Here is an 11,107-nt window from a genome sequence, read left to right as displayed (position 1 = left end):
GACGGAATGACACCGAACCGATACTGGAAACGCTGGACCGCAGAAAACCAATTAGCTATCGCATAGACGCTGGACTGCTAACGGGGGCCCAACCAGGGGAGCTTCCAGGCGAGTTCTTTCTGCACCGTGTCTGGCTCTACTTCTGTGGTGGATGCTTTGACGAGGGCTGCGGTGGGATCAGCGTAAGCGTCCAAGTTGGAACCGATCAGGTGGTTTGGAGCGAGTTCTGTCATGACGGTCCGCCAAGTACTGAGAACGAGCTGGACGAGTTTCAGGAGGAAGACAGGGTCACTCATGTTGGGCCGCTTGTATTCGATCGCGGCGAGTATGAGGCAGCCCTCGACGATGTGGGTGATCAACTGGGGCGAAGCTACCTGCGGCATTGGCTCAGCACGGCGCCTTTGACCTGTACTTCAACCTGATCTATCCGTCCCGAAGAGCGATCGGCTTTCGAACATTCCGGGACGTTAGGCCGAGTCATTGATCGAGTTGAGGTTGACGCAGAAGCGATCAGCCTTCACAGCACCGATGACCTCGCTTAGACGTTCCTGAAACCACTCCTGCCAAATCACGTCCACCTGACTCCTACTGACTGACCCGCTCTTGAACAGCAAGCTAGCTATGGGGTGCGCCTCGTTCTCGTACTCGTCGTGCGGCGCACCGGCTGGCGTGCCAGGTTTGAGGTTGTACGGATCCAGATCATTAAGCAGCGTCAGGACCGCCGCGGCCGTACTTTTCCACTTGCGACTGCTTGGATGCATATCAACAGAATGCACTAGAGATGCTCCCCTGAGGGGATCCCCTAGCGAGATGCCGCGCACTACGGCACTCGTTTGCCGTCAAAGCCATGTATTAAGCCGAGGCGAGCGAGCGAGACATAGGGCGGGTACCAGTCAATGGACTGCTCAGATAGCCACTCTTTCAGTTCTTCGAGAGTGGCGAACCAGGGGTCCGGGTCGTCGTCTCCGGGACCGGCCAACGCTTCATCGGTAATGAAGTAGTCAGCGGCGAAGTCGAAGTCCTTCGGTTCATAGGATCGGTTCAGGTCAGCTTCGCCGTACACGTGGATGAGAAGGTCGTGGCCGATATAAGGGCCGCTGATCACTGTGCCGGCGAACTCACGCCGTCCAGCAACGAGTCCCTCCCAGGACGGCCCATAACCGTAGTCAGGCTTCGGCTGGGCTTCCAACTCCAGCAAGCGGGCTTTCCGTGCGCGCCACTCGCGACTGAGCTTCAGCTTGAGCTCCCACCATTTCCACATCGCTCAATCGTCGGGCATCCATCCCTCCATGAGCAAGGGGCAGACTTACCTCGAGTGCAGGCAAGACGATCCTCATCTGCACGTTCGTCCCAACCCGCGCACGCAGGACCACCGCCCTCCGGGGCGGGAAGGGTTACAACTGAAGTATGCGATGGATAGACAGATGGATGGACGAAACGGATTGGCCCGAGGATCCGCTACTGAACATTTTTCGAGCAGGGGTCTGGGAGCTCTCGCTGGATGGTGAGGTCAAGGGTTGGGTGACTACCTCGATCAGCCCCATGCGTGTCCTGCCGGCCTTCTGGTTGAAGTTGGAGCGCATGTGGACGCAGGTGCATTGGCTTAATGGGGAACACGAAAATGCGGAAGAGGACTACGGTCCAGAGTGGTACTCCGCGGAGGAATTGCGGGGTGGGTACTTTGTTACGGCTCATCCTCGGACCGGTCACGACATGCGTCTTGATGCAGTCGCGGTTCTTGGATCCGACCGTGACCGTCTTTGGATGGAGCTAGATCACGGAGTGGAACCACGTGATCGCCAAGGTTAGCTGCCTCTGATCTGCCCGGTAGAGAATCCCTTGCAGGACAGCCGCCGGTAGTCCCCCGCCCGAGGTGGGGCGCTCGTAGTTGATGGTGATAAACCAGCGGGTCAGCTCGTGCTTTGCTGGGCGAGGGTGTGCGCGAGGCGGTAGGAGTCGGTGCCTGTCTCGATGATGGCTCCGTTGAAGGTGAGCCGGTCGACGATGGCTGCGCAGAGTCGTGGGTCGGTGAAGGTTTTTGTCCAGCCGGAGAAGGACTCGTTGGAGGCGATCGCGATGGAGTTTTTCTCCTCGCGTTCGGTGAGGACCTGGAAGAGGAGCTCGGCGCCGCGTCGATCGAGTTCCATATAGCCGAGCTCATCGATGCAGAGCAGGTCGACCCGCCCGTACCGGGCGATGGTCTTCGCGAGCATCTTCTCGTCGGCGGCTTCCACGAGCTCGTTCACGAGCCTCGTGGCGAGCGTGTATTTCACCCGGTACCCCTTCTCCGCGGCCGCGGTGCCCAGGCCGATGAGGAGGTGGGATTTCCCGGTTCCGGAGTCTCCGATGAGGCAGAGGGGTCGTCCTTTGCGGATCCAGTCCCCGGTCGCCAACGTGTGGATGGTTGCGGGGTTGATGTTGGGGTTCGCGTCGAAGTCGAAGTCTCCGAGCCACTTGTCCCGCGGGAAGTTCGCCGCTTTCACCCGCCGGGTCGAGGAGCGACGGTCCCGGTCATCGCACTCAGCTAGCAGCAGCTCGGCCAGGAAACCCTGGTAGGACAACTGTTCCTTCCCGGCGACGGTCAAGGCTTCGTCGAGGACCGCCCGAATCGTGGGCAGGCGTAGCCTCCGGCAGGCTTGGTCTACGGCCGCGACGGCGGCCTGCTCGGTCAGGCCGCGGCGACGGCGCAATGTCGGGGTCACTGTGGTGGTCGAGGTTGTGGGGCTCATGAGATGTTCTCCTTCGATATGCTGACGGTCGTGCCAGCTGGGTTTGCTGGGGCGCGTTTGGCGAGTAGCTCGTCATAGGAGCTGACGGTCGGGATCGGGCGGCTGTCGGGTGGGAGGCCGGCGATGACAGCGGCGGGGTCCATGAGGCGGCGTTGGGTAAGACTGACAACCCCTTGCACTTTGTCCTCGGCGTGAGCACCACGATGGGCGCCGAAGTGACGGTCTGAACTGGACCCACCCACGCCTGCCCGGTTCCGATTGCTGTTCAGGTTTTCGGTTGCGTGTCGGCGTGCTTCGACCGCGACGACGTCGGCGCTGACCGCACCCACTCCGAGGGCTGCGCTGATACCGGCCTGGATGTCGTCGGGGTGCATGAACCGGTGGAGGAGCAGGACGTCGATGAGTTCACGGGTGCCGTCCGCGTCGCCGTTGACCCGCCGGGACGCCGCCCAAAACGCTTCATGAGCGTTGGTGAATGATCCGGTCTGTCGTGCCCTGGCCAGGGCCGTGGAACCGGGAAGAGCCCCGGGTTTGGTTTTGAGGACCTCGAGGTAGTGATCGAGCTGCACGGATTGGCCGTGCTTGACGGTGATTCGCTGATGCCTGGCCACGATCACGCGCCCGTCGAGCACTCCGATCTCAGAGGCCCGTAGTGAGACACGGACCTTCCTGCCGATGAAGCGGGCCGGCACGGAGTACTTCACCATACGCACGGTGATCATTGAGGACCGGTCCACCCTCGGGGTCAGCACCAGCCCCGGATCGAACGTCTCCGCCGGCAATGGCACTAAGAGCGGTTGTTCCGTCTCGAAGTCCTGACCGACGGTACGGATCCTGTCGTTGATCCGCCGTCCGTCGTCCTCTGCCTCCCACACCCGTATCCGGTCGTTAAGCTCATCCAAAGTAGCGACGACGGGCATCGGAGAGAGCCGGTTGCGGCGGAAGCGGCCCACCTCACCCTCAACCCCACCCTTCTCATGGGCGCCAGTAATTCCCGGCTGGCAGTAGAACGCGTCGAATCCGTAGTGAGAGCGGAACAGCACCCACCGGTCGTTCTCGACCCGCTGCCGGCCCTGACCGAACACCACCGACGTAACCGCGCTCGTGAGATTGTCGTAGCGGATGTGCTTGGTCGGGACATCGCCCAGAGCAGTAAACGCGTCGATGTGTCCCTCGAGGAACGCTTCCTGCGCCTGCGTCGGGTAGATCCGGTGAACGGCCTTCCCTGAGTGGGAGAGCCGGTAGACGAACATATGGCACTTCGTCTTCACCCCATCGAGCACGACCCAGACCTCCCCGAAGTCCACCTCGGCCTCCGCACCCGGTGCGTGTTCCTGCGGGATGAACACCTCGACACGACGGCCGGCCTCGACATGTACTTCCGCGCGGCGGATCTGGACGTAGTCCCTCACCGTCGAATACGACAACTCCTCAGCCCCATGCTCCTCGATCAGCCGGGCAAGGACCCTGCGCGCAGTATGGCGTTGCTTCCGCGGCGCTGTCGTATCCTCGACCAGCATCAAGTCGATCGCAGACTTAAACGCCTCCAGCTTCGTCGACACTCGAACTGGCGTTTTCCGCTCCGGCGGTTTTGCCGACTCCAATGCTGCTCGGACCGTTCGACGATGAACGCCATAACGAGCCGCCAGCGCACGAACAGAGAGACCCTCCACTCGGGCGTCCCTACGGATCGCTGCGAATACCTCCACGCGTGCTCTCATCCTTGACCTCCACCACTGGAAACGAATCGATGATTCCAACGCTGGGGTGGGGCCACTTCAAACCGTCATAAGAAGCCCCGCGAGTCGCTAGGTGGGTCCGGTTCAAACCGTCACAGTGGGGCCACTTGAACCTGTCATAGTCACCCGGCTCCTAGCCCCCAGTGCCCTCATTGCCCGGTTGCCCCCCTAGCCTCCGTTGCCCGGGTTGCCGCGAGGAGCTTCCGTAGTCCTATGAGGACCGGCTCGTACTGGACGTCTCCACGGTGATGAGGAGGCTGTGCACATCCACCATTCGCTCGAGGCATGGGTTCCGGTGTCGGCGGGGTGGTGGGTGTGTGCAGGCGGTCAGGAAGGTTACTGCTGTCCATCTGTGTGCGGGACAAGCAGCGAAGCGTGGGGAGCTTGTGCCGTGCACCTGTGGGCAGGAGGCGCACCACACTTGTCACCCGGGATGCCCCCGGCCGTGGTCGGGCAGACGGTGGGCGGCAGGCGGCAGGCCGTGGTTTTCGTGATCAGTTTTGGCGGAAGGTGCGGCTGATGGAGGCGTTGATTTGGGAGAGTCTGATCCAGATCAGGAATCGTTGGATGGGTTGCAGTAGGGGGCTGAGGAGGGACCGCCAGCCGGGGTGTTTCGACCAGGTCATGTGGGTGGTGAGGTGTGTTCCGCCGGTGGTGGGGGTGAGGTCGAAGGACGTGATCATCGGCAGGCCCTGATCGGTGTCCGGGTAGGTGAAGCGCCAGCTGATGTGGGTGGGGTCCGCTCGTAGGAGCTCGAGTTTCCGGCGCCGGAACCTGTCCTTGACCTTCAGTGGCTTGCCGTCCGGGTGGGTGGTTTGCGCATGGGCCACCCACACTCCGACGACCTGCGTGCTCCCGGTGCGTACTTCCGTGATGGTCCGCTCGGCACCGGGTTCCGGGGTGGTGGAGGACTCGACGGCACCGATGGCTGGTTCCCAATCGGGGACCCGACTCGGGTCGGCCAGGAGGGCCCAAACGTCCTCGACCGGTGCCGGGATGAAGGACTCGCTGGTGCCGGTGAGCTTGCTACGGCGAGGTGCGCGGCCCTTCTCGCCGGTGCTCGATGTCGCTGGTGTGCGGTCGAGTTCGGTGAGGACCGCGGCCGGCGTCGTCCCGAGCCGCTGGAGGAGGTCGGTGATCAGCCCGCTGGGTTCGGTCACCAGCTCGCGCAGCACCGCGGCAGCATCGGCCGTCCGGCGTCTCTGTCCGGCCCGACCGATAAGGTCCCGGGAGCGTTTGGACCAGGTATACCCGGCCGTCTCGTGCAAGACGATGTCCCCTGACGGGGGCAGATCGACGGTGATGCCCAAGGATCTGATCTGTTCCCGCTGCTGTTCTTCCACGGCGGTGCGGGCAACCTGAATGGTGATGCCCAACTCGCGCAGGACCTGACCGGCGGACTGGTCGTTGAGCACCAAGGCCAGGAACAAGTCCTCGAGGTCCGCTTCACGCAGGCCCCGCCGGGAGGCTTCCTCCATCGCGACCAGAGACAGGGTCTGGCTGGTGGTCGCGTACCGGGTGAATCTGCTCATGTTTGCCTCCTGGGGCCGAGGATCGAGGGATCAACGCGCTTGGCGTACTTCTTGTGGACCGCTTGGCGCGTGACCCCGAGCGCGTCCGCGATCATCTGCCAGCTCATCCCGGCGCGCAGCGCGGCCTCGACCTGGCGAAGTTCCAGCGCGTCCGCCAGGACACGCAGGGCCGCTACGGCCCGCAGACCGGCACGAGGGTCCGAGGTATCCGCGGCAGTCACGGCAACCTGTGATGACTCCATACTGTCAACCTAGGTTGCCGGTTCCAGTGGTGTCAACCCAGGTTGAGCGCTCGGGCAAGCAGGAATCCGAGCGAGCATGAACGTGGAGGACTGACGGTTGTTCATCTGCCTAGGTATCGCTCATACTTAGGTACATGGATGACGCGCAGTGGCCGTTGCCGTGGATCCGGGCCAGCCTCGACCTGGCAGTGCTCGGCTGTCTCGTCGATGGCCCGCTGCACGGGTACGGGATCGCGTTGCGCCTTGAGGCGCGGGGCTTCGGCAGACCGAGGGGAGGCTCCCTGTACCCGGTGCTGAGCCGCTTGGAGGACGCCGGGTACGTCCAGGCGCGCTGGGAACAGGCGGATGCCGGTCCCAGCCGCAAGATCTACTCCCTGACGGAGCCGGGTCGGCAGCATCTCGCCGATGGCCTGACCAGGTGGCAGGCACTGACCCGGGCCCTCAGCGGTGAACAGGAGAACCAATGGTGAGCTTCCCGGAATTGAACCTCGAACACTTGGACAGGCTCCCGGCCGCCTTCGAACACGCCCGAGGCGAAAGGGCGGACAAGGACTGGGCTGAACTCGTCATCGGCCGGTTGTCCATCGAGAACATCAACACATCCCTCGTCCGTGCTGAACTGACGAGGGCGGTGACCCTGGTCCGCGACTCCGGTGAGAGCCCGCCGGACCTCTTCGGTGAGCCCTTCGATTACGTCCGCGCTCAGATCGAGCAGTGGCGCAACGATGGCGCGCCACTGCTGCCCGTGGAACCAGCAACGCGGTGGCGGGACGTCCCCGTCCTGGCCGCGACCGTCGCAACGGTCATCGTCGCCATGATCGGGATCCTGGAACTGATCTCCGGGAACTGGACGACCAGTTACACCCTCGGCAAGCTCCTGGCACCATCCCTGATCGCTGTCACCGCGCTGGTGAGCCTCACGGCATTCGAGACCCGGCTCCAGCGCACCAGACGCCTGTGGGCGGTCCTCGTCGCACTGCTGCCGGCCCTCCTCGGTGTTGGGATCACCGTCGCAGCGTTCATAATCGGCAACAACACGCCGCTGCTGACCGGGCCCCTCTGGTGGTACGCCATCCTGATGATCGTGCACGCACTCCTGGCCATCGTTCTACACCGCTACATCCCCGACGATCAAACGCCCCGCATCCGCCGGCCCTCGACTCCCGCCACGCCGGGCACCGCACCGCACCATGGCCGGGAAGGAGCTCAATCGGCCGACGCGGATGATCAGTGGGCCCTGCAGCTCGCGGGGATCCTGCGTCTACGCCTGGAAATGCCCGAGAAGGAAGTACGCGCCACCATCGCCGAAGCACGCCAGCACACCGAGCACAACGGTTCGACCCTGCACGAAGAATTCGGCCCACCGAACGACTACGCCTCCCGACTACCCCGATCGACGTCCGGCCGACGCATGCGCGAACGCTGGGCCCGTATCGCCTGGGTCGTGGCACTCCCGGCCTTCGGATATCTGGCCTTCGAGGGACTGCAACACGGATGGGCGTGGGATAACGTCCGCTGGTTCATGGCCATCGCCTTCACAGCCTCATGCCTGACCGTCCTCGGGTACCTCCGCCACCGACCACCTACTCATGCCGAACGCTGACGCCACGCTCGGACCGGGGCTCGCGGGCGAGCTCTATCTCAAGAAGTCGCGCGGTTGGATAGGTTACGGGGATTGTTCGAGGAGCCACGCCGCGGCGTCGTTCTCATCAGTGAAGAACTGGGTGGGGGTCGCGGAGGTGTAGGCGAAGGCAGTGATAACCATGCTTACCGGGTCCGCTCCGAGAACCGCAGTCCGCGTCGAACAGGTGTCTTCGATAAGTAGACCGCGTGCGTCCGAGGTGATCCTCTGAACGGAACCAATATGGACCAGCAGGGGCCGCTTACCCGCTGCGGATACTGAATCAACGGCTCCGATCGTGGCACGCACGTCGCGACCGAACATCGTCACTCCCGGGGCCCATCGGATCCGGTTGAAATCCGGTTCTACGGTCAAGACGAAACGTGCGCTGGCCCCCGGGTTCATGCGCTTAGCCTCGCAGGGGGCACCCACCTTCTGAACTTCGTCCATCAGCGGCAAGTGTCAGTCCATCGTCTAATGCACCGGACGAGAGACGTGAGACGTCCCGACAAGAGCTTCCCTATGCGCGTTGCAGGATCCTTGCGCGAGAACGCTGGGGGGGCAGTTACCGTCGGCATGCCACGAGCCGGGGGAAACGTACATGGCTGGTCAGGACAGTGGATCATTCTTGCGATTCGCGGATATTTTCCTGAAGTGCCAATGCTTCTCGTTCGATGGCGGCTGCCCGACCTACGAGCGTCCAGAAGCCACCGATGATGACGATCCCGGCCAAGCTGAGGACCAGCAAGAGCGAGTAAAAGATCTCAAGGTTCGGATTCTCATCGGTTGAGGGTTCGACTCTTCCACTCTGTGCGTTCACGAGGAGGACCCACGCGATGGTGGCAAGTACGACGGTCCACATGTATGGCGTCCACGCCCGCGTGTCGGATTCTTTCCTGAGAAGGAGGAGTCCGCCAACCAGGACGCCTGCTGGCAAGGCGATGAATCCGGCGATTAACCAAGCAATTTTCGTGGAATCCATAACTCACGATAACCACATCGGATCGTCAGGCGCCGACTTCCCCAGCGTCAGCGAATTGGTCCAGCACCGACCGCGACATGGGCCACGCGCGTTCCGCTGCCGATCCTCCACCGCACCACTTTGAGCTGGTGGTTCCGCGGATTTGTCCTTGAAGGGATCGACGGCCTAGTCGGGTGTCCGGTGAAGGACGAAGATGCCACCGTATGCGGGCTGGTCGGATCGTTGCCTGTCGCTGTCGCTGTCGGTGTATTCGCTCAGTATGGCGTCTACGCGTGTAATGAGGTCCTCCGCGTCTTGCGCTGAGAGATGCAGAACAAAACGCGAGAGGCTCGCCAGTGCGTCCGGGCCCGCTTCGATCAGTTCTTCCCGGAATGCCTCGACTGGCGCCAGAGGACCGGCGTCGCCGAGGGCGGTATCCAGATTCCACGACCGCCCCGTGGATCGGTATGGCTTTTCAAGGGCGCCGCTGCTTCCCGTGCGGACCTCGGCCGGTTCGAGGAACCCGGTCGAGAGCAGTTGCCGCACGTGATAGAGCATTGTGCCCGGATCCTGGCCCAGCCGGTCGGCGAGCTGCTTGTTGGTCAGTTCGTGAAGTCCGCACAGGCGGAGAATTCTCAGGCGCAGCGGATGGGCCAGCGCCTTGATCTCCCGGGCACTTGCGGCCGGCTTCCCTGTCCGGTTCGCCTGCCCGTCCGCGTCCAGTGGTGCTGTGTCGGTCATGCACCCATCCTACCGTCCGATGTACTGGAATCTATCACCTTGAAGTTTATCAATCACTGTGGAATGGTCCATGCATGACTCCCCAAGCAGCACAGGCGGACAAGACGGCACGGGCGCCGCTGGGCGCCTCCTACTGGAAGCTGTGGGCCTCCTCGGGGCTGTCCAACCTCGCCGACGGGATCTTCAAGATCGCGCTGCCGCTGCTGGCCATCCAGCTCACCCAGTCGCCTGTCCTGATCGCCGGGCTCAGTGTCGCAGCGACCCTTCCCTGGCTTCTGTTCGCCCTGACCGCCGGAGCGCTGGCCGACCGGTTGGACCGGCGCAGGCTCATGGTGTGGGCCAACCTCGGCCGGGCCGTGCTGCCGGCCCTGCTGGTGGGGGCCATTGTGCTCGATTGGGGGTCCCTCTGGGTCCTGTACGTGGTCGCGCTGATGGTGGGGGTGGCCGAAACGCTCTATGACACCTCCGCCCAGTCGATCATTCCCCAGGTGGTGCACAGGGATCAGCTCTCGCGCGCCAACGGCCGGCTGTACGGGGTCGAGCTCATCACCAACCAGTTCATCGGGCCACCGCTGGGCGGGCTGCTGGTGGCTTTCGGCGTCGTTGCGGGCTTCGCCATGCCGGCGGCACTGTGGCTTGCCGCCGCCTGTGGCCTGCTGCTGGTTCGGGGATCTTTCCGCACCGAACGCGAACACAAGACGACGCTTCGCTTCGACATCGGCGAAGGGCTGCGGTTCCTCCGGGACCACAGAATCCTTCGCACCCTCGCGGTAATGACCGGAGTGTTCAACTTCGCCTCCAGTGCCGCCTTCGCGGTCCTGGTGCTGTTCGCCGTCGGCCCGGCTTCACAGATGGGGCTCTCCGCCACGGGCTTCGGCCTGCTCTTGACGACCTCGGCCCTGGGCGCGTTCGTCGGCTCGTTCATCGCCGAACGTGTGGAAGCCAGACTCGGCAGGGCGGCATCGCTGACCCTGGCAATCCTCGGGGTCGCCATATTCGTCGGTTCGCCCGCCATCACCGACACCCCCTATGTCCTCGGACCAGTCTTCTTCGTTGGAGGCATGCTGATCGTGCTGTGGAATGTCATCACCGTGTCCCTGCGCCAACGCATCACACCCAACCGTCTACTCGGCAGAGTCAACAGCGCCTACCGCCTGCTGGCCTGGGGCACCATGCCGATCGGAGCCGCAGTCGGCGGCCTGCTGGCCCAAGGCCTTGGCCTGCAAGCCATGTTCGCCATCATGGGAATGCTGACTCTGACACTGCTGGGACTGATGCCCATCCTCACAAACAAGGCAATCACCGCCGCTGACACTCAGCCATAAGCCGATCCCCTTCAGGACGGAATTTCATTAGTAGGAGGATTGAGGGGTCCCCGGAGCTCTCCCCACCCGAAGCCGCTCTCTGCAATGAAGTCCTGAAGATCACTTTGTACGAAACGCACTAACCTCGATCTTTCATGAGGCGGTTTCGTTGGTGTGATCGGGGCTTACTGGCTGCCTGATGTGTTTGATTCTGGCAGGTGGGTGTGACGATTCTGCC

The 11,107-nt window shown here is 63.1% G+C and carries 13 protein-coding genes; 4 read left to right on the top strand and 9 right to left on the bottom strand.

Translation table 11 applies throughout. The annotated features are described in order from the left end of the window. A partial coding sequence (locus tag IWX63_RS16870; RefSeq protein ID WP_334685933.1) for a hypothetical protein occupies positions 1-422 on the top strand: 422 nt, incomplete at its 5' end. A gap of 45 nt (positions 423-467) precedes the next feature. Here IWX63_RS16870 and IWX63_RS15680 read toward each other — a convergent pair. From IWX63_RS15680 to IWX63_RS15655, 6 genes are all read right to left on the bottom strand, one after another. Next, positions 468-776 (bottom strand): hypothetical protein, encoded by a 309-nt coding sequence (locus IWX63_RS15680; RefSeq protein ID WP_334685932.1) that lies wholly within the window; start codon positions 774-776, stop codon positions 468-470. A gap of 44 nt (positions 777-820) precedes the next feature. Then, positions 821-1,261 carry a hypothetical protein gene (locus tag IWX63_RS15675; RefSeq protein WP_199279089.1) on the bottom strand — a complete coding sequence of 147 codons (441 nt, stop codon included), beginning with the start codon at positions 1,259-1,261 and terminating at the stop codon, positions 821-823. Positions 1,262-1,910: 649 nt separating this feature from the next. Beyond that, entirely contained in the window at positions 1,911-2,729 is an 819-nt protein-coding gene (istB, locus tag IWX63_RS15670) for an IS21-like element helper ATPase IstB (RefSeq protein ID WP_199279088.1), read from the bottom strand. Further along, positions 2,726-4,450, bottom strand: coding sequence for an IS21 family transposase (gene istA / locus IWX63_RS15665; protein WP_199279087.1), 1,725 nt, complete (start codon positions 4,448-4,450; stop codon positions 2,726-2,728). Before istA ends, istB begins: the two co-directional genes overlap by 4 nt. Positions 4,451-4,962: 512 nt before the next feature. Continuing rightward, positions 4,963-6,000, bottom strand: coding sequence for an SRPBCC family protein (locus IWX63_RS15660; protein ID WP_199279086.1), 1,038 nt, complete (start codon positions 5,998-6,000; stop codon positions 4,963-4,965). Further along, positions 5,997-6,242: a hypothetical protein gene (locus IWX63_RS15655; RefSeq protein ID WP_199279085.1), complete on the bottom strand. Its 246-nt coding sequence runs from the start codon at positions 6,240-6,242 to the stop codon at positions 5,997-5,999. The genes IWX63_RS15660 and IWX63_RS15655 overlap by 4 nt, the downstream gene beginning before the upstream one ends. Positions 6,243-6,376: 134 nt before the next feature. Between IWX63_RS15655 and IWX63_RS15650 the strand changes: the two genes are divergently transcribed. Further along, on the top strand, positions 6,377-6,712 hold the full coding sequence (locus IWX63_RS15650; protein ID WP_199279084.1) for a PadR family transcriptional regulator: 336 nt from the start codon (positions 6,377-6,379) through the stop codon (positions 6,710-6,712). Beyond that, positions 6,706-7,845 carry a hypothetical protein gene (locus IWX63_RS15645; RefSeq protein ID WP_199279083.1) on the top strand — a complete coding sequence of 380 codons (1,140 nt, stop codon included), beginning with the start codon at positions 6,706-6,708 and terminating at the stop codon, positions 7,843-7,845. The genes IWX63_RS15650 and IWX63_RS15645 overlap by 7 nt, the downstream gene beginning before the upstream one ends. Positions 7,846-7,908: 63 nt before the next feature. Here IWX63_RS15645 and IWX63_RS16970 read toward each other — a convergent pair whose 3' ends face one another. The 3 genes from IWX63_RS16970 to IWX63_RS15635 form a co-directional block, all read right to left on the bottom strand. Beyond that, on the bottom strand, positions 7,909-8,268 hold the full coding sequence (locus IWX63_RS16970) for a DUF7793 family protein (RefSeq protein WP_442859136.1): 360 nt from the start codon (positions 8,266-8,268) through the stop codon (positions 7,909-7,911). A 217-nt stretch (positions 8,269-8,485) separates the two neighbouring features. Further along, entirely contained in the window at positions 8,486-8,845 is a 360-nt protein-coding gene (locus IWX63_RS15640) for a hypothetical protein (protein WP_199279082.1), read from the bottom strand. Between the two features lie 165 nt (positions 8,846-9,010). Continuing rightward, positions 9,011-9,565 (bottom strand): ArsR/SmtB family transcription factor, encoded by a 555-nt coding sequence (locus IWX63_RS15635; protein WP_199279081.1) that lies wholly within the window; start codon positions 9,563-9,565, stop codon positions 9,011-9,013. A 74-nt stretch (positions 9,566-9,639) separates the two neighbouring features. On the opposite strand from IWX63_RS15635, the gene IWX63_RS15630 reads away from it, so the two are divergent. After that, positions 9,640-10,890 (top strand): MFS transporter, encoded by a 1,251-nt coding sequence (locus IWX63_RS15630; protein ID WP_199279080.1) that lies wholly within the window; start codon positions 9,640-9,642, stop codon positions 10,888-10,890. Positions 10,891-11,107 lie beyond the last annotated feature (217 nt).

Origin of the sequence: Arthrobacter sp. CAN_A2 (assembly GCF_015752045.1) — a bacterium.
Classification (GTDB): Bacteria; Actinomycetota; Actinomycetes; order Actinomycetales; family Micrococcaceae; genus Arthrobacter_D.
This window is presented reverse-complemented; position numbering and strand designations above follow the sequence as displayed.

Excerpts from the sequence above, each read along its gene's own strand:
- IWX63_RS15630 (WP_199279080.1), top strand. The coding sequence starts at position 9,640 with ATGACTCCCCAAGCAGCACAGGCGGACAAGACGGCACGGGCGCCGCTG.
- istB (WP_199279088.1), bottom strand. The coding sequence starts at position 2,729 with ATGAGCCCCACAACCTCGACCACCACAGTGACCCCGACATTGCGCCGT.
- IWX63_RS16970 (WP_442859136.1), bottom strand. The coding sequence starts at position 8,268 with ATGAACCCGGGGGCCAGCGCACGTTTCGTCTTGACCGTAGAACCGGAT.
- IWX63_RS15660 (WP_199279086.1), bottom strand. The coding sequence starts at position 6,000 with ATGAGCAGATTCACCCGGTACGCGACCACCAGCCAGACCCTGTCTCTG.
- IWX63_RS15640 (WP_199279082.1), bottom strand. The coding sequence starts at position 8,845 with ATGGATTCCACGAAAATTGCTTGGTTAATCGCCGGATTCATCGCCTTG.
- IWX63_RS15635 (WP_199279081.1), bottom strand. The coding sequence starts at position 9,565 with ATGACCGACACAGCACCACTGGACGCGGACGGGCAGGCGAACCGGACA.
- istA (WP_199279087.1), bottom strand. The coding sequence starts at position 4,450 with ATGAGAGCACGCGTGGAGGTATTCGCAGCGATCCGTAGGGACGCCCGA.
- IWX63_RS15650 (WP_199279084.1), top strand. The coding sequence starts at position 6,377 with ATGGATGACGCGCAGTGGCCGTTGCCGTGGATCCGGGCCAGCCTCGAC.
- IWX63_RS15655 (WP_199279085.1), bottom strand. The coding sequence starts at position 6,242 with ATGGAGTCATCACAGGTTGCCGTGACTGCCGCGGATACCTCGGACCCT.
- IWX63_RS15645 (WP_199279083.1), top strand. The coding sequence starts at position 6,706 with ATGGTGAGCTTCCCGGAATTGAACCTCGAACACTTGGACAGGCTCCCG.
- IWX63_RS15675 (WP_199279089.1), bottom strand. The coding sequence starts at position 1,261 with ATGTGGAAATGGTGGGAGCTCAAGCTGAAGCTCAGTCGCGAGTGGCGC.